Raw genomic sequence first — 16,515 nt, 5'->3', positions numbered from 1 at the left:
ACAAGCTCTGGTCATCCAAGCACCACAGCCACCGCAGCACCGAAGGGGACCACCAGAATGTCCAGCATCCGTACCTCCCGTACCCGCCGTGTCCGCCGTGCCCGTCTCGCCACCGCCGCCGCGACCGTCGCACTCGCGGCGTTCGCACTGACCGCCTGCAACGACGGTGCGGGCGTCGAGGACGAGGGCGCGCCGGCCGGTTCGAGCACGTCCTCGACGCCGACCCGCGCCGCCTCCCCCACCACGGACGCGAAGCCGGCCCCGGCCGGTTCGAAGCCCACCGCTTCCACGCCGGACACTTCGGCCGCCACGAAGCGGCCGGCCACGAAGCAGCCGGTCGCGAAGCCCACCGCCGACACCACCGCCGACGCGCCGAAGCCGGCCGCGTCCGAGCAGGCCTCCACCGAGCGGGCGGTCTGCGACGGCTCCAACACCCGCACCACCGCCGCGCCGGTCAACCGCCCCGTGAACCACATGCTCCTCACGGTCACCAACACCGGCTCCACCGCCTGCGACCTCTACTACTACCCGGCGGTCCGGTTCGGCGAGGCGCAGTCGGTGCCGCCGGTCATCGAGGACTCGCAGCCGCAGGCCGTCGTCTCCCTGGAGCCGGGCCGGTCCGGCTACGCGGGCGTCACCCTCTCCGCGACCGACGACAGCGGCGCGCACGGCTACTGGGCGAAGTCCCTCTCCGTCTACTTCGCGGGCCCCAAGGGCGCGTCCGACCACGACGGCGAGGCCGCGCGGCCCGCGCTGCCCGCGAAGGGCGTCTGGGTCGACGACACCCTGAAGGTCACGTACTGGCAGACGGAGATGGACGCCGCGCTGATGTGGTGACGCCTCGCCTCCGCAGGGCTGGAAAACTGCTCCTCATGGACTACGTAGACGAACTGGCGGCCCGCGCACGCGCCCTGGCGCGGGCGGCGGGCCCCCGCCGTGTCCTCGGCATCGCGGGCCCGCCCGGCGCGGGCAAGTCGACGCTGGCGGCGGCGGTCGTGGACGCCCTGGACGGGCTGGCCGCGCTCGTCCCATGGACGGCTTCCACCTCGCCGACGCGGAGCTGGACCGGCTCGGCCGCGCCGACCGCAAGGGTGCCCCGGACACGTTCGACGCGTACGGCTACGCGGCGCTCCTCGCCCGGCTGCGCGCACCGCGCCCCGGGGAGACGGTCTACGCCCCGTCCTTCGAACGCACCCTGGAACAACCCCTGGCGGGCGCGCTCCCGGTGGCTCCGGAGACCCCGCTGATCGTGACGGAGGGCAACTACCTCCTCCTGGAGGAGGCCCCCTGGTCCACGGCGGTGCGTCCGGCGCTGGACGAGGTGTGGTGGGTGGCGGTGGACGAGACCGTACGGGTCGACCGCCTGATCGCCCGCCACATCACCTTCGGCAAGTCCCCGCGGGCGGCCCGCGACTGGGTCCTCCGCTCGGACGAGGCGAACGCCCACCGCGTGGCCTCCGGCCGGGCGCGGGCGGACGTGGTCGTGGACGTCGACCGGGGAGCGGTGGACCCCCGGTGACGAGCCCTTCCGCGCGACCGGCACGGTCGGCACCCCGTGACGAGCCCTCCCGCGACCAGCACGCTGAACGCCCGGTGACGAGCCCTCCCGCGACCGGCACGGTCAGCACCCCGCGATCAGTCCCCCGCGACCAGCACGGCCGGCGCCCCGCGATCAGTCCCTCCGCAACCGCCCCTTCACCACCTTCCCGCTCGCGTTGCGCGGCAGTTCGTTCACGAAGGCGATCTCCCTCGGCACCTTGAAGTTGGCCATCTCGCGCCGGGCCCAGGCGATCAGGTCGTCGCCGGTGAGGACGGCGTCGGGGCGGCGGACGACGTACGCCTTGCCGACCTCGCCGAGACGGCCGTCCGGAACGCCGACGACGGCCACGTCGGCGACGCCGGGGTGCAGTCCGAGGAGCTGCTCTATCTCGGCGGGGTAGGCGTTGAAGCCGCCGACGATGAACATGTCCTTGATGCGGTCGGTGATCCGGAGGTAGCCGTCGGCGTCGAGGACGCCGACATCGCCCGTGCGCAGCCACCCGTCCGCCGTGATCGCCTCGGCCGTCGCCGCCGGGTCCTCGTAGTACTCGCGCATGACGTTGAAGCCCCGGACCAGTACCTCCCCCGGCTCCCCGGGCCCGGCCGACGCGACCCGGACCTCGGTGCCGGGGATGGCCCGCCCCGAGGTCGCCGCGATCCGCTCCGCGGGGTCGCCGCGGCGGCACATGGTGACGATGCCGCCGGCCTCGGAGAGCCCGTACGCGGTGAGCACGGTGTCGATGTGCAGCTCGCCGCGCAACCGCTCGACCAGGCGCAACGGCACGACCGCCGCCCCGGTCACGACGAGCCGCAGCGCCGACAGGTCGTGGGCGTCGCGGCCCGGGTGGTCGAGCAGGGACTGGTGGAGGGTGGGCGGTCCGGGCAGGACGGAGACGCGTTCGGCGGCGATGTTGGCGAGGACCGTGTCCACGTCGAAGACGGGCTGCGGGATCATCGTCGCGCCGCGTATCAGGCAGGCGATGATCCCGGCCTTGTAGCCGAAGGTGTGGAAGAAGGGGTTCACGATCAGATAGCGGTCGCCCGCGCGCAGGCCCGCGAGGTCGGCCCAGATCTCGTAGCCGCGCAGGGTCTGCGCGTGCGTGATGACCGCGCCCTTGGGCCGCCCGGTGGTGCCCGAGGTGAAGACGATGTCGGACGCGGCGGACGGGGCGACGGCGTCGGCCCGCCGGCGCACCTCCGCGCCCGTCACCTTGTCCCCGGCCGCGAGGAACTCCTTCCAGCTCCGGTACCCGGGCACGTCGGGAGCGGTGTCGCCGAGCACCACCACCTGTTCCAGGGCCGGGAGTTCGGCGCCCGCCTGGTGGGCGCGGCGCAGCGAGGCCACGTACGACGTGCCGAGGAACGTACCGGTGACGAAGAGGATTCTGGCCTGCGACCTGGCGAGGATGTCGGCGGCCTCGGCGCCCTTGAACCGGGTGTTGAGGGGCACGAGGACGGCGCCGGAGGTGACCGCGCCGAGTGCGGAGACGATCCAGTCGAGGGTGTTCGGCGCCCAGATCGCGACGCGGTCGCCGGGCTCGATCCCGGCGGCGAGACAGGCGGCGGCGGACCGCTCGACGCGCTGACCGAGCTCCGCGTACGTGATCCGGGCGCGCCCGTCGACGACCGCCTCGCGCCCGCCGTACCGCGCCGCCGCGTCCCGTACGAGCTGCGGGATCGTCCGCCGTCCGCCACCGGTCTCCATCGCCCGCCGCCTTCCGCACCGCCCACGCACGCCGTAGCTGACTACCCGTCAGATTAGCTGTAGCCTGACGCGCTGTCAGCAGACCGGGTCTTGGTACAGGCAGGGGCGGGTACCCATGGCGCACACGACATCCGGCGCTCCGAGCACTCTCGCGTCCGGGCTCAAGGACGCGACGGCCGTCGTCGGCATCGGGCAGACCGGCTTCGCCAAGAGCCTTCCCGAGTCGGAGAAGACGCTGGCGTGCCGCGCGATCCTCGCCGCTCTCGACGACGCGGGCATCGAGCCGTCCGAGGTCGACGGCTTCGCCTCGTACACGATGGAGGAGACGGACGAGGTCGAGATCGCGAAGGCGATCGGCGCGGGCGACGTCACCCACTTCAGCAAGGTCGGCTACGGCGGCGGCGGTTCCTGCGCGACCCTCGCCCATCTCGCCGCCGCGATCGTCACGGGCCAGGCGGGCGTCGGCGTCGCGTGGCGCTCCCGCAAGCGCGGCAGCGGCCCCCGCCCCTGGAGGAACACGGCGGTCCAACTCCCCACGCCCGCCCAGTGGACCCGCCCCTTCGGCCTGCTCCGCCCCGCCGACGAGATAGCCATGCTGGCCCGCCGCTACATGCACGAGTACGGCGCCACCCGCGACCACCTCTTCAACGTCGCCCTCGCCTGCCGCAACCGCGCCAACCAGAACCCGGCCGCGATGATGTACGAGCGCCCCCTCACCCGCGACATGTACATGAACGCCCGCTGGATCAGCGAGCCGCTCTGTCTCTACGACAACTGCCTGGAGACGGACGGGGCGCTGGCCTGCGTCGTGGTCTCCGCCGAACGGGCCCGCGACTGCCGCCGGAAGCCCGTCTACATCCACTCCGCCGCGCAGGGGCTGCCCGCCCAGCACCACGGCATGGTCAATTACTGGAACGACGACCCGCTGACCGGCCCCGCCTGGACCGCCGCCCGCCACCTCTGGAAGCACTCCGACCTCACCCCCGAGGACGTCGACGTCGCCCAGATCTACGACGCGTTCACTCCGCTCATCCCGCTCTCCCTTGAGGGCTACGGCTTCTGCGCACGCGGCGAGGGCGGCGCGTTCACGGAGGGCGGCGCCCTGGAGACAGGCGGCCGCCTCCCCATCAACACGGCCGGCGGCGGCCTCTCGGAGGCCTACGTCCACGGCTTCAACCTGATCACCGAGGGCGTGAAGCAACTACGCGGCACCAGCACGTCCCAGATCCCGAACGCACGCACATGCCTGGTGACAGCGGGCGAGGGAGTCCCCACATCGGCGGTGCTCCTGAGAAGCGCCTAGGGGCGCGGGGAACTGCGCGACCAGCCACAACGAGACCGGCACCCGACCAAGGACGGCACATGGCAGACGCGACGCGACCACCCCTGCTGACCCCCACCGTCGACGACGACGGCGCCCCCTTCTGGGCCTACGCAAGGCAGGGCGAACTGAGAGTCCAGGCCTGCGCCAACCCCGCCTGCCAAGAACTCCGCTTTCCACCACGCCCCTGCTGCCCCACCTGCCACAGCTTCGACACCGCATGGCGCCGCATGACCGGCCGGGGAAGAATCTGGTCCTACGTCATCCCGCACCCCCCACTGCTCCCGGCCTACGCGGCCCAAGCCCCGTACAACACCATCCTCGTAGAACTGGCGGAAGCCCCCCGCATACGACTGGTCGGCAACCTGGTCGCCGCCCCCGACGCCCGCCTCGACTCGGTGGACCCGGACCGCATCCGGATCGGCGCCCGCGTCCAGGTGGTCTTCACGGAGACCGACGGCATCACGCTCCCCCGCTGGGTCCTGGAACGCCCATGACCCTGCGCACGGAGAAGAACGCGGCGACCGGCGTAGCAGTGGTCACCCTGGACAGACCGGACCGCCTGAACGCGATCGACACAGTCCTGGCCTCCGCACTGCGCACCACCTGGCAGGGTTTCCGCTTCGACGACGACGTACGGGCCGTCGTCCTGACCGGCGCCGGGGGCCGCGCGTTCTGCACGGGCATCGACCGCGACACCGCCGTACCGCAGCCCCGCTCCCCCTACTCCACGGACGACCCGCTGCTCTCCATCGGCCCGAAGGCGAACGACCTGTGGAAACCGGTGATCGCGGCGGTGGCGGGGATGGCGTGCGGCGGGGCGTTCTACCTGCTCGGCGAGGCGGAGTTCGTCATCGCCGACGAGACGGCCACCTTCTTCGACCCGCACACCACGTACGGCATGGTCAGCGCGTACGAGTCGATGCACCTGGCCCAGCGGATGCCGCCCGGCGAGGTGGCCCGTCTGGCCCTGATGGGCGCGGCGGAACGGATGTCGGCGCGGCGGGCCTACGAGACGGGCCTGGTCTCGGAGGTCACCGCGCCGGGCGCCGCCCTGGAGGCGGCGCTGCGGTGCGCGGAGACGATCGCCGGGTGTCCGACGGCGGCGGTGCAGGGGACGGTGCGGGCGGTGTGGGCGGCCACGGAGACCGCCCGCGCCCACGCCTTCGCCCAGGCCCCGCACCTGATCGCGCTCGGCAACCTGCCGACCGCGGAACAGGAGGAACTGTTCCGCGGGCGGTCGGCCCGGGAGTTCCGGCTCCGGTGAGCCGGCTCTACGGCCGCGCCTCGGGGTCGACCGTGCAGCGGTCCACCTCGCTGACCCGCACCACACCGGAATCGACCGGCACCTTCACCGTCGCCTTGTCGTTGCCGCCGACCTTGACGTCCGCCGAACTCGCGTCCAACGCGATGCCCTTCACGTCGCGGAAGGTCACGGTCACCGTGAACGTGTCGGTGCGGCTGTTCGGGTTGGTGACCTCGACCGTGGCGTACGGCTGCTGCACGCTCGCGCAGCGGACGAGCCGTGCCTCGGCGTTCTGCCGGGACCCGTGCCCGCTGGACGACGACGGCGTCGACCGGTACCCGGGCCGCCGCGTGTACCCGCTGCCGCCCGAGGACGACGTCGACGCCGAGGAGCCGTCCCCGTACGAGGAGTCGTCCCCGTACGGATAGTCGTCGTCATCGTCGTCGTAGCCGGAAGAACCCCCGGAACCGGACGAGCCCGACGAGCCCGACGAACTCGACGAGCTGTCATGGTCCTGCGACGAGCTGCTGCACCCGCCGCCCCCGCCACTCCCCCCGTGGTGCGAACCTCCGTGCCCCCGGCCGGTGGAGAACCCCGTCAGGGCCAGTACCACCAGCGTCGCGACAGCCGTCAGCTTCATTCCCCGTTTCATCACGCGGGGACCCTACCGTCACAGGACTGCCGCATGGCACCCCGCACGGACCGGGCGTAGCGTCGTAACGAGACCGAGGAGGCTGCTGATGCTGCGCAACGTCGTCGGATCGGTCCTCGCCCTCGCCGGAGCGGCGGCGGCCGTGTGGAGCCCCTTCCGCGTCTGGAACAACGGCAGGCAGGGGCGCGGCTACCGGCTCCAGGAGCTGTTCTCGGGCGGCGGCGTCACGAGCGCCCGCGCCGAACTGTTCGGCTCCCTCTTCCTGCCGTTCGTGATCCTGGCGCTGCTCGCGCTGGTCGGTCTGGTGGTGCGCTCGCGGCTCCTGGTCGCCTTCGCGGGCGTCGTCGTGATCGGCTGCACGGTGCTGTGGATGGTCCGGGTGGCCCAGGCGGAGGACCAGCTCGTCCTCACCGCCAACGGCAACGGGCTCGGGGACGGGGTCGCCGCCTCGCTCGGCGGTGGCGTGCTCCTGCTGCTCGGCGCGCTGGTGATGAGCGGCCGCCATCCCCATCAGGGCCGCCACAGCCATGCTCCGGCCGGGGAGCACGGGGAGCACGGGGAGCACGGGGAGCAAAGGGGGTACGGGGAGCAAAGGGGGTACGGGGAGCACGGCGGGTACGAGCCCGGGGACGGCTACGACCAGCCGTCCACCTGGCAGAACCCGCCGACCACCGCCCAGCCCCCCGTCACCTGGGGCACCGCCGGGTACGACCAGCCCCGTACACGGGGCCAGGCCCCCGACCCGGACCTCGACCGGACGCAGAACCTGCCGCCGGTGGACCCCGGCCCGGCCGCCATCGACGAGGACCTCACCACGACCCGGCCCCAGCCCCGCGTCCAGCCACCCCAGGGCGGCAGCACACCCACACGAAACGGCTGAGGCCGGCGCCTAGCGACTCGTGCCGGTGCCCTTCTCCGCGTCCAGCGCGTACACGCACCGGTCCTTGCTGCACGCGTACACGACGCCGTCCCGCACGACCGGCGTCCCGGTGATCTCGCCACCGGTGGCCAGCTTCCACCGCAGCCGCCCGTCGTCGGCCTTCAGCGTGTACAGCAGGTGGTCCGTGGAGCCGAAGTGGACGCGGCCGTCGGCGACGACCGGGGAGCCGACGATCTCGCCGCCCGCCTGGAACCGCCACTTCGGCGTCCCGGCGACGGCGTCGAGGGTGTAGAGGCCCTGCCCGCTGCCGACGTGGACGTGGCCGTGGGCGACGAGCACGGGGTCGACGGCGGCGGGCCGCGACTCCGTCGCGATGCGCCAGCGGTCGCGGCCGTCGGTGGCGTCCAGGGCGTAGACGGTGCCGAGGTGGTCGGCGAGGTAGATGCCGCCGCCGGTCACGGCCGGGCCGGGGGCGAAGGCGGGCGGCGACAGGAACACCGCGGGCGCCTCGAAGTGCCAGCGGACGTGCCCGGAGCCGGCCTCGATGGCGAGGACGCGGGTGCCGGCGGAGACGTAGACGTAGCCGTCGGGCGCGGGGGTGAGCCGGAGGGGGACGCCGCCGCAGGAGGCCGCGTCGCCGACCGGGTAGGACCAGCGCTCCTCGCCCGTACGCGCTTCGAGGGCGCGCAGCCGGGCGTTCTGCCACACGTAGACGGTGCCGTCGTGGACGACGGGCCCGGCCTCCGGGGTCTCGAAGTCGGTCTGGCAGCCGGTGATCTCCCACAGTTTGTCGCCGGTGACGGCTTCGCGGGCCTGGACGCCGCCGCCGCGGGTGCCGGTGACGACGGTGCCGCGGTCGGCCTGGAGCGCGTAGACCCAGGCGTCGGTCTGCAGGCGCCACAGGTCGCCGCCCTCGCGGGCGTCGAGCGCCCACAGGGTGGGGCCGTCGGAGGCGTGGATGCGGCCGTCGGCGACGGCCATGGACCAGGCGACGTCGCGGGTCTTGAAGCGGCGGCGGCCGGTGGCGACGTCGAGCGCGTGGACCTCGAAGGAGGTGACGTAGACGAGGTCACCGGCGACCTTCGGGGTGCCCCACACATCGTTCGACATGCGGAAACGCCAGGGGCGCCAGGCCGAGCCCTCCGCCTGGGCGGGCGGCGGGACGACCGGGTCCTGCGTCCCGTTGACGGCGGGCGCGGCGGGTTTGGCGCGGGTCCAGGACGCGACGAGTCCGGACTCGGCCGGGGGCGCCTTGACGGCGGCGGCGCGGGCGTCGGCGACGCGGGGTCCGGGCCCGATCGGCACCTGGGCCCCGGCGAGGCGGACCGGGCCGTCGGCGACGCCCGTGCCCGCGAGGACCGGCGCGGGCTGCGCGAGCCCGTCGCTCGACACGGGGCCCGGCGGCTGCGCGGGCATGGCGGGGACCCGGGCGCCGTGGCCCGGGGTGCGGCCGGGCTGCGGCTTGGCGATGGTGCGGACGCCGCGCCGCGCCTCGATCAGGGCGACGGACCGCTCGGGCAGCCAGGCGGACGCCGTGCCGCTGTCGTCGCTGCCGGGCCCGAAGAGGTGCGGGGCGAGCTGGGCCTGGAGGTCGGCCGGCGAGGGCCGCAGCGTGGGGTCCATCTGCATGCACGACTCGATGAGCGGCCGCAGCTCGGCGGGCAGCCCCTCCAGGTCGGGGCCCTCGCGCAGGAGCATGAAGACCGTCTCGACGGGGTTCGCGCCGTGGAAGGGCGCGTGCCCGGTGGCGGCGAAGACGAGCGTCGAGCCCAGCGAGAAGACGTCGCTGGCGCCGGTGACGCTGCGGGAGTCCTTCGCCTGCTCGGGCGACATGTACGCGGGCGTGCCCACGGCCACGTTCGTCATGGTCAGGCGGGTGTTGGAGACGCCGGAGGCGATACCGAAGTCGATGACGCGCGGCCCGTCCTCGACGACGAGGACGTTGGACGGCTTGAGGTCGCGGTGGACCAGGCCCGCGCCGTGGATGGACTGGAGCGCCTCGGCGACGCCCGCCGCCAGCCAGCGCACGGCCTGCGCGGGCAGCGGCCCGCACTCATTCACTATCTCCTCGAGCGAGGGCGCGGGCACATAGGCGGTGGCGAGCCACGGCACGGCCGCGCGCGGGTCGGCGTCGACGACGGCGGCCGTGTAGAAACCGGACACCGCGCGGGCCGCCTCGACCTCGCGGGTGAAGCGCACCCGGAACAGCTGGTCCTCGGCCAGTTCCGTGCGCACCGTCTTGATGGCCACGCGCCGGCCGGACGCCGAGCGTGCCAGATAGACCAGACCCATGCCGCCCGCGCCGAGCCGTCCGAGCACCTCGAACGGACCGATCCTTCTCGGATCGTGCTGCGTCAGCTGATCCATCACTTGCCTGCCACCTCCCCGAGCGATGCCGGAACCCCCGGGTTTCCAGGTACATCGCACATACGGCCCCCGTCAGCGTCTCACCACCGCAGCCCTACGGCGGCGCGCACCCTGATTCTTCCTGTCCGGAGCCCCGGTGGCGAACCTGGGGGCAAATCGGGGTGTCCCGGCCGTGCGGAAGCGCCTCAGACGGGCCCGAGCAGCACGAAGTCCGTCCCCTGGTCGTCGGCGAGGACGGCGACGTGCCCGTACGGGGTCGGATGCGGCGCCACCCGGACGTGCCCGCCGAGCCGGACCGCCTCGGCGCAGCTCCCCGCGAGGTCGGCGGAGCCGAAGTACACCAGGAACCGCGCGGGCCACTCAGGGACCCGGCGCCGCCCCGCCCCGGGGGCGGCGCGTCCGCTCTCCGCCGGGGTCGCGGCCCGCCATAAGCGCAGGTCGGCGCCGCCGAGCGGCTCGGCCGGATAGCCGAGGACCGCCGCGTAGAAGGCGTCGCTGAGGGCCGCCTCGGGGGTCCACAGTTCGGCCCGGCAGACGGCGCCCGGCGCCCCGGCCCGCTCGAAGCCCTGGTGGCTGCCCGCCTGCCACAGACCGAAGACCGCGCCGTCGGGGCCCCCGGCGAGGGCGACGGTGGCGACGGTGCCGGCCGACAGCGGGCCCGACAGGAGGTAGCCGCCGGCCGCGACGGTCCGCTCGGCGGCGGCGTAGGCGTCCCGCACCGCGAAGTGCACGGTCCAGCCGCGCCCGCCCGGGGCGAGGGCGGCGACGGCCAGGTCATGGCTGTAGGCGGCGGTGTAGTAGCCGCGCTCGGCGCCCGCGCCCTCGTCGAAGGTCCACCCGAAGAGGTCCCCGTAGAACCGCTTCCCCGCCTCGACGTCGGGCAGCCGGGCGTCGGCCCAGCACGGGGCGCCCTCGGGGTGGTCCGGCAGCATGGCAGCACGCTAGCGAGGGGGGCCGGGGGGCTGTACTTGAGTTCCGAACCTCTGGCCATTTCCCGCCCCCGCGGGCGCCCCCTCGGGGGTCCCAACCCCATTTGCAGTCGGCCAGATCGCGCTCCGATCACCCCTCGGTAAGCTGACGGCATGACAGGACAAGTACGTACCGTCGACGGCCGTGTGGCCGGACGGCGTGGTCAGGCAACACGTCAGAAGCTGCTCGACTGCCTCGGCGAGATGCTCAGCTCCTCGCCCTACCGGGACGTCAAAGTCATCGATGTGGCCCGGAAGGCAGGCACGTCCCCGGCGACGTTCTACCAGTACTTCCCGGACGTCGAGGGCGCCGTCCTGGAGATCGCCGAGCAAATGGCGGCCGAGGGCGCCGGGTTGACCGACCTGGTCGCCGACCGCTCGTGGGTCGGCAAGGCGGGCTGGGCGACGGCCCAGGAGCTGGTCGACGGCTTCCTGGAGTTCTGGCGCCGCAACGACGCGATCCTGCGCGTCGTCGACCTCGGCGCGGCCGAGGGCGACAAGCGCTTCTACAAGCTCCGTATGAAGATCCTCAACTCGGTCAACAACTCCCTTGCGGACGCGGTGAAGGAGCTGCAGGGCAAGGGCAAGGTCGACAAGGACGTGAGCCCGGCGGCGGTGGCCGGTTCGCTGGTCGCGATGCTCGCGGCGGTCGCCTCGCACCAGAAGGGCTTCCAGTCCTGGGGCGTGAAGCAGACCGAACTCCGGCCGAACCTCGCGCTGTTGGTGTACCTGGGTGTGACGGGCAAGAAGCCGACGAGATAGCACCGCACCAGCCCCTTTTACTTTCCCTTTTTCCGGTCCTGTCGTACGGCGGCGGTTCGCGTGTGACGCGTGAACCGCCGCCGTTGCCGTTAGGGGCCGACCCTCCTCACCAGCCGGAACAGCCGGATCTCCCGTTCCACCCGCGCCTGGTAGGCCGCGTACGGCGGCCAGAACTCCAGCGCGGCGGCCCACGCCTCCTCCCGCTCCCGGGAGTCGAGCAGCCGGGCCGTCACGGCGATGTCCTCGCCCCGCAGGCTGATCTCGGCGTCGGGATGCGCCAGCAGGTTCGCGGTCCAGGCCGGATGCCCGGGCCGCCCGAAGTTCGACCCGATCAGCAGCCAGGTCCCGCCGTCCTCGGGCATGCAGGCGAGCGGGGTACGCCGTACGATCCCGCTCCTCGCGCCGCGGACGCTGAGCACGACGCCCGGCAGCATCTGCGCGCTGAGCAGCACCTTCCCCCGGGTGAGGCGGTGCACGGCGCGATCGAGCGCGGGGACGACGTGCGGGGCGACGCGGCCGAAGGCACGGGTCGAGGACACCTTCTGGACGAACCGGACGCCGGCCGGTGCGGCGGCCATCAGACGCTCACCCCCGCGGCGCCCACGAACAGCTCGGCCGCGTGCGCGGCCCGCGCCCGCAGCAGATGCACGGGCCCGAAGAGCAGCTCGTCCCCGGCGGCCCGCTTGAGGTAGAGATGCGCGTCGTGCTCCCAGGTGAACCCGATGCCGCCGTGCAGTTGTACGGCCTCGGCGGCGGCGGTGCGCAGCGCTTCGAGACCCTGCGCGAGCGCGAGCCCGCCGACCCGCTCACCGCCCTCGACGCCCGCGGCCCAGGCGGCGTAGTACGCGGCCGACCGCGCCGCCTGCACCTGGACGTACACGTCGGCGAGCCGGTGCTTGACCGCCTGGAACGACCCGATGGGCCGCCCGAACTGCTCGCGCTCCTTGACGTACTCGACGGTCCGCTCAAGGGCCCGGTCGGCGGCGCCGACGGCCTCGGCGGCGAGCAGGGTGGCGACCCCGTCCCCGACAGCGGCGAGCGCCTCGACGACCTCGCCCGCCTCCCCCTCCTCCTGGCCGCACAACGCGGCGTCGACATCGCGCAGTTCGATTCTCGCCCGCGGCCGGGTCTCGTCGAGGGAGGTCTGCCGCGTGCGTACGACACCGGACGCGTCGCCCGGTACGAGGAACAGCAGCGTCCGGGACCGGGCGAAGCCGCCGGTGTGCGCGGCGACGAGGAGCAGCCCGGCGCTGTGCCCGTCGAGCACCTGCTCGGCCTGCCCGTACAGCCGCCAGCCGGTGCCGTGCCGGGTGGCCTGGATGCCGCCCGCGCGTCCGCCGCCGGCCCAGTCGCCCGCGTTGTCGGCGACGAGCCCGAGGGCGGTGGCGAGCCCGGTGCCGGGCACGGCGAGCGCGGCGGTCAGGCCGCCGTCGGCGATGCGCGGGAGCAGCGCGGCCCGCTGCTCCTCGGTGCCGAGGGCGGTGATCAGCGGGGCGACGAGCCCGCTGGTGGCGAGCAGCGGGGTCGGTGCGAGGGCCCGCCCCAGCTCCTCCTCGGCCAGCGCCAGCTCGGTGATCGAGGCCCCGGCCCCGCCCCGCCGCTCCGGCAGCGCGATTCCGGGCAGCCCGAGTTCGCCCCCGAGGGTGTTCCACAGGGCGAGGTCGTGCCCGCCGGGGGTGCGGACAGCGGCTTTGACGTCGTCCGGGGTGCAGCGTTTGGTGGTGAGTTCGCGCAGGGTGCGGCGGATCTCCTGCTGCTCGTCGGTGAATCTGGCGTCCATGCGGGCCCCTTCCTGACGGCCCGTCATATTAAGCGGGACGAAGCAGGATTCCCAGAGCCGGACACCACGCTCCGAGGGGCACCCGAAACCACGGAATCTGATGTACCGTCAGCTCGCATGACTGGTGCCCATCGCAAGGCCGCCATCACGGGCATCGCCCTCTCCGACTGCGGCCGAGTGGACGAAGCCACCCCGTACACCCTGCATGCCCAGGCCGCGCGCCGCGCGCTGGCCGACGCGGGTCTCACCCCGGACGCCGTCGACGGCTTCGCGAGCGCGGGCCTCGGCACGCTCGCCCCGGTGGAGGTGGCCGAGTACCTGGGTCTGCGCCCCCGCTGGGTCGACTCGACGTCGGTGGGCGGCGCCACCTGGGAGGTCATGGCGGCGCACGCGGCGGACGCGATCGCCGCCGGGCACGCCCGCGCCGTGCTGCTCGTCTACGGTTCGACGGCCCGCGCCGACGTCAAGGCTGGGCGGCGCACGGCGAACCTGTCGTTCGGGGCGCGCGGCCCGCTCCAGTTCGAGGTCCCCTACGGCCACACGCTCGTCGCCAAGTACGCGATGGCGGCCCGGCGCCACATGCACGCGTACGGCACGACGCTGGACCAGCTGGCCCAAGTGGCGGTCCAGGCGCGGCAGAACGCGGCCCGGAACCCCGACGCGATGTTCCGCGCCCCCATCACCGTCGAGGACGTCCTGTCGGGCCCGATGATCGCGGACCCGTTCACCAAGCTGCACTGCTGCCTGCGCTCCGACGGCGGCGCGGCGGTGCTGATGGTGGCGGAGGACCTCGTACCGGACTGCGCGAAGCCACCGGCCTGGATCCTGGGCACGGGCGAGTACGTCTCGCACACCACGATGTCGCAGTGGGAGGACTTCACGGTCTCCCCGGCGGCCGTCAGCGGCCGTCTGGCCTTCGAACGGGCCGGGGTCGCCCCGTCCGAGATCGACGTGGCGGAGCTCTACGACGCGTTCACGTACATGACGCTGGTGACCCTCGAAGACCTCGGCTTCTGCGCCAAGGGCGAGGGCGGCGCCTTCGTGGAGAAGGGCCGCCTGCGGTACGACGGTGAGCTGCCGACGAACACGGACGGCGGCGGCCTCTCCGCCCAGCACCCCGGTATGCGCGGCCTGTTCCTCCTGGTGGAGGCGGTACGCCAGTTGCGCGGGGAGGCGGGCGGCCATCAGGTGCTGCGGGCGGACGGCAGCGCGCCCGCGCTCGCGGTGGCCTCCGGCACGGGCGGCTGGTTCTGCTCGGCGGGCACGGTGGTCCTGGGCCGGGACTGACGGCGGGCGCCGGGCCCGAGGCACAACCGTTACGGATTGGGCCCCCTGCCCGATATGCCGACTCTCCGCTTCCGCCCTTACCTTCGGTTGCTGTGGGGGGACGAGCGATCAACGGCCGCTACCGGCTCCTGGAGACCATCGGCTCCGGCGGCATGGGCGAGGTGTGGCGCGCCCGCGACGAGGACCTGGGCCGCGAGGTCGCCGTGAAGCTGTTCGCGCCGCCGGACGACATCGAGGCGGGCGAGCGCCGGGAACTGGTGCGCCGCTTCCGCCGGGAGGCGCGGGCGGTGGCGGCCCTGTCCAGCGCACACGTGGTGACGGTCCACGACCACGGCACGGACAGCGCGACCGGCGCGCCCGTCCCCTACCTGGTGATGGAGCTGATCGCCGGGAAGTCGCTGCAGGTGATCCTGCGCCGCGAGGTCCGCCTCCCGGTCGACCGGGCCCTGGCCCTGAGCCACCAGGCCGCGCTCGGTCTCGCCGCCGCGCACGGGGCGGGCATCGTCCACCGGGACATCAAGCCCGCGAACCTCATGGTCACACCGGCCGGCACCCTCAAGATCCTCGACTTCGGGATCGCCGCGTTCCTGGAGGGCGCGGAGGCGGCGACCCGCCTCACCCGCACGGGGTCGCTGCCGCTCGGGAGCGTGCCCTACATGGCCCCGGAACGCTTCCACCAGGCCCCGCCCGACGCCCGCACCGACCTCTACGCACTCGGCTGCGTCCTGCACGAGTGCCTGGTGGGCCGCCCCCCGTTCCTGGGCCCGGCGGCCGGGGTCATGTACAACCACCTGCACGACACCCCGATGCGGGTGAGCCGCATACGCCCCGAAGTCCCCGCCGCGGTCGCGGACTTGCTCGCCGACCTGCTGTCGAAGAGCCCGGACGACCGCCCGGGGGACGCGGCGGAGGTGGGGGCGCGGCTGGCGGAGGCACGGGCCCTGAACCCGGCGCGGACGGCACTGAACACGGCACGGGGATCAATTCCGGCGGTGCCGAGCCCCACACCGGAAGCGTCCCCGGGGGTACCGTCGGCACGACAACCGACCCCGGCCCCGCCGAACCCGGCACGGAAGTCACCCCAGGCCACCCCGAACCCGGCACGGCAATCAACCCCGGCGGTGCCGAGTCCCGCACCGGAAGCACCCCCGACGCCACCGACCCCGGCCCCGCCGAACCCGGCACCAGGGCACTCCCCCCGGCGCCGGACGCGTCCTCGCCGTCTGCTGCTCGGCGCCATCTCGCTGATCTGTGTCGGCGCCGGGACAGCGGTCCCCGTAGCCATGCGGGGCGAGGGGCAGGGCCCGCCTCCGAGGCACCTGGAGGCGATGCCCCCAGCCGCCGCAGCGGGCACGACGTTCCGCATCGCCGTAGTCACCGGCACAGCCGACCACCCCGACACCCGCGCCGTGCAACAGGCCCTCGACGACTACGCCGGGCCCCTCCCCCTGGAGGCGGTGGCCGTGCCGGCGGGGGACGGCCACCAGTCCCCGGCGGAGACCGCGCACAAGTACGCCGACGTCATCGCGCTCATCGGGACCAGTGCGCCCGCGCCCACCCTCCCACCCGGCACCCCGACCCTGCCCACCTGCCCAACTCCGGCGGAACGGCCGACCGCCCTGGTCGACCAGTTCGCCTCCTACCTGGAACGCGGCCTGCGCACGCACAGACTGCTGGCCCCCGACACCAAGAGCCTCGCGCCGCTGGCGACCCGTTTCGGCCACGCCCACACGCCGTACAGGACCCCGCTCCACGCCCAGTCCAAGACCGACCTCCGCGCCCTCCTCGACCGCGCCGCCCCCGACACCGTCTACCTGGCCGACGGCCCGGACCAGCAGGCGGACATCACCGCCCTGCGCGCATCCGGCTACCAGGGCCGCATCGTCCTGGCCCCGGACCCCGGGCACGACTGCCGGAGCCCGCGCGCCACCCACCCGCCCGACGACAACCGCGTCTACCGCTTCCGCACCACCTCGAACGCCCCCTTCCGCAAGGGCGAGTGCCTGCA

14 protein-coding genes and 1 pseudogene are annotated in these 16,515 nt (G+C 73.7%); 9 read left to right on the top strand and 6 right to left on the bottom strand.

The genetic code is table 11. The features are described from left to right. The first annotated feature begins 57 nt into the window (after nucleotides 1-57). Both N5I75_RS19285 and N5I75_RS19280 read left to right on the top strand, forming a co-directional pair. Nucleotides 58-837 carry a DUF4232 domain-containing protein gene (locus tag N5I75_RS19285; RefSeq protein ID WP_476679134.1) on the top strand — a complete coding sequence of 260 codons (780 nt, stop codon included), beginning with the start codon at nucleotides 58-60 and terminating at the stop codon, nucleotides 835-837. Nucleotides 838-872: 35 nt separating this feature from the next. Then, a pseudogene (locus N5I75_RS19280) lies at nucleotides 873-1,519 on the top strand (nucleoside/nucleotide kinase family protein). 153 nt (nucleotides 1,520-1,672) lie between these two features. Here N5I75_RS19280 and N5I75_RS19275 read toward each other — a convergent pair. Then, nucleotides 1,673-3,244, bottom strand: coding sequence for a FadD3 family acyl-CoA ligase (locus N5I75_RS19275; RefSeq protein ID WP_476679132.1), 1,572 nt, complete (start codon nucleotides 3,242-3,244; stop codon nucleotides 1,673-1,675). Nucleotides 3,245-3,359: 115 nt separating this feature from the next. Here N5I75_RS19275 and N5I75_RS19270 point away from each other — a divergent pair, with 115 nt between their 5' ends. The 3 genes from N5I75_RS19270 to N5I75_RS19260 are packed head-to-tail and all read left to right on the top strand — an operon-like array spanning nucleotide 3,360 to nucleotide 5,832. Next, the gene (locus N5I75_RS19270; protein WP_476679130.1) at nucleotides 3,360-4,547 is read left to right on the top strand and encodes a lipid-transfer protein; all 1,188 of its coding nucleotides are present in this window, start codon (nucleotides 3,360-3,362) and stop codon (nucleotides 4,545-4,547) included. A 59-nt stretch (nucleotides 4,548-4,606) separates the two neighbouring features. Beyond that, nucleotides 4,607-5,062, top strand: coding sequence for a Zn-ribbon domain-containing OB-fold protein (locus N5I75_RS19265; protein ID WP_476679128.1), 456 nt, complete (start codon nucleotides 4,607-4,609; stop codon nucleotides 5,060-5,062). Further along, nucleotides 5,059-5,832 carry an enoyl-CoA hydratase/isomerase family protein gene (locus N5I75_RS19260; RefSeq protein ID WP_476679126.1) on the top strand — a complete coding sequence of 258 codons (774 nt, stop codon included), beginning with the start codon at nucleotides 5,059-5,061 and terminating at the stop codon, nucleotides 5,830-5,832. Before N5I75_RS19265 ends, N5I75_RS19260 begins: the two co-directional genes overlap by 4 nt. A gap of 7 nt (nucleotides 5,833-5,839) precedes the next feature. Here N5I75_RS19260 and N5I75_RS19255 read toward each other — a convergent pair whose 3' ends face one another. Beyond that, a complete protein-coding gene (locus N5I75_RS19255; RefSeq protein WP_476679549.1) occupies nucleotides 5,840-6,463 on the bottom strand; it encodes a hypothetical protein in 624 nt (207 codons plus the stop codon). Nucleotides 6,464-6,551: 88 nt separating this feature from the next. Between N5I75_RS19255 and N5I75_RS19250 the strand changes: the two genes are divergently transcribed. After that, complete coding sequence (locus N5I75_RS19250; protein WP_476679124.1) at nucleotides 6,552-7,343, top strand: hypothetical protein; 792 nt, start codon at nucleotides 6,552-6,554, stop codon at nucleotides 7,341-7,343. A gap of 9 nt (nucleotides 7,344-7,352) precedes the next feature. Here N5I75_RS19250 and afsK read toward each other — a convergent pair whose 3' ends face one another. Further along, nucleotides 7,353-9,713 carry a protein serine/threonine kinase AfsK gene (gene afsK, locus N5I75_RS19245; RefSeq protein WP_476679122.1) on the bottom strand — a complete coding sequence of 787 codons (2,361 nt, stop codon included), beginning with the start codon at nucleotides 9,711-9,713 and terminating at the stop codon, nucleotides 7,353-7,355. A 182-nt stretch (nucleotides 9,714-9,895) separates the two neighbouring features. Next, entirely contained in the window at nucleotides 9,896-10,642 is a 747-nt protein-coding gene (locus N5I75_RS19240) for a VOC family protein (RefSeq protein WP_476679120.1), read from the bottom strand. Between the two features lie 150 nt (nucleotides 10,643-10,792). On the opposite strand from N5I75_RS19240, the gene N5I75_RS19235 reads away from it, so the two are divergent. Continuing rightward, entirely contained in the window at nucleotides 10,793-11,440 is a 648-nt protein-coding gene (locus N5I75_RS19235; protein ID WP_476679118.1) for a TetR family transcriptional regulator, read from the top strand. Nucleotides 11,441-11,529: 89 nt separating this feature from the next. On the opposite strand, the gene N5I75_RS19230 is transcribed toward N5I75_RS19235, so the two are convergent. Both N5I75_RS19230 and N5I75_RS19225 read right to left on the bottom strand, forming a co-directional pair. After that, a complete protein-coding gene (locus N5I75_RS19230) occupies nucleotides 11,530-12,018 on the bottom strand; it encodes a nitroreductase family deazaflavin-dependent oxidoreductase (protein ID WP_476679117.1) in 489 nt (162 codons plus the stop codon). Continuing rightward, nucleotides 12,018-13,220, bottom strand: coding sequence for an acyl-CoA dehydrogenase family protein (locus N5I75_RS19225; RefSeq protein WP_476679115.1), 1,203 nt, complete (start codon nucleotides 13,218-13,220; stop codon nucleotides 12,018-12,020). Before N5I75_RS19225 ends, N5I75_RS19230 begins: the two co-directional genes overlap by 1 nt. A gap of 117 nt (nucleotides 13,221-13,337) precedes the next feature. On the opposite strand from N5I75_RS19225, the gene N5I75_RS19220 reads away from it, so the two are divergent. Further along, nucleotides 13,338-14,507 carry a thiolase C-terminal domain-containing protein gene (locus N5I75_RS19220; protein WP_476679113.1) on the top strand — a complete coding sequence of 390 codons (1,170 nt, stop codon included), beginning with the start codon at nucleotides 13,338-13,340 and terminating at the stop codon, nucleotides 14,505-14,507. A 92-nt stretch (nucleotides 14,508-14,599) separates the two neighbouring features. Continuing rightward, nucleotides 14,600-16,515, top strand: a 1,916-nt coding sequence (locus N5I75_RS19215) for a serine/threonine-protein kinase (RefSeq protein WP_476679111.1), incomplete at its 3' end; no start/stop codon positions are given.

It is taken from the genome of Streptomyces sp. R818 (genome assembly GCF_056172735.1).
The sequence above is the reverse complement of the archived record's forward strand: the minus strand, read 5'-3'. Positions and strand labels throughout refer to the sequence as shown.

What these genes read in the sequence shown, in the direction of transcription:
- N5I75_RS19285 (WP_476679134.1), top strand. Translation starts at nt 58, where the DNA reads ATGTCCAGCATCCGTACCTCCCGTACCCGCCGTGTCCGCCGTGCCCGT.
- N5I75_RS19275 (WP_476679132.1), bottom strand. Translation starts at nt 3,244, where the DNA reads ATGGAGACCGGTGGCGGACGGCGGACGATCCCGCAGCTCGTACGGGAC.
- N5I75_RS19270 (WP_476679130.1), top strand. Translation starts at nt 3,360, where the DNA reads ATGGCGCACACGACATCCGGCGCTCCGAGCACTCTCGCGTCCGGGCTC.
- N5I75_RS19265 (WP_476679128.1), top strand. Translation starts at nt 4,607, where the DNA reads ATGGCAGACGCGACGCGACCACCCCTGCTGACCCCCACCGTCGACGAC.
- N5I75_RS19260 (WP_476679126.1), top strand. Translation starts at nt 5,059, where the DNA reads ATGACCCTGCGCACGGAGAAGAACGCGGCGACCGGCGTAGCAGTGGTC.
- N5I75_RS19255 (WP_476679549.1), bottom strand. Translation starts at nt 6,463, where the DNA reads ATGAAACGGGGAATGAAGCTGACGGCTGTCGCGACGCTGGTGGTACTG.
- N5I75_RS19250 (WP_476679124.1), top strand. Translation starts at nt 6,552, where the DNA reads ATGCTGCGCAACGTCGTCGGATCGGTCCTCGCCCTCGCCGGAGCGGCG.
- N5I75_RS19240 (WP_476679120.1), bottom strand. Translation starts at nt 10,642, where the DNA reads ATGCTGCCGGACCACCCCGAGGGCGCCCCGTGCTGGGCCGACGCCCGG.
- N5I75_RS19235 (WP_476679118.1), top strand. Translation starts at nt 10,793, where the DNA reads ATGACAGGACAAGTACGTACCGTCGACGGCCGTGTGGCCGGACGGCGT.
- N5I75_RS19230 (WP_476679117.1), bottom strand. Translation starts at nt 12,018, where the DNA reads ATGGCCGCCGCACCGGCCGGCGTCCGGTTCGTCCAGAAGGTGTCCTCG.
- N5I75_RS19225 (WP_476679115.1), bottom strand. Translation starts at nt 13,220, where the DNA reads ATGGACGCCAGATTCACCGACGAGCAGCAGGAGATCCGCCGCACCCTG.
- N5I75_RS19220 (WP_476679113.1), top strand. Translation starts at nt 13,338, where the DNA reads ATGACTGGTGCCCATCGCAAGGCCGCCATCACGGGCATCGCCCTCTCC.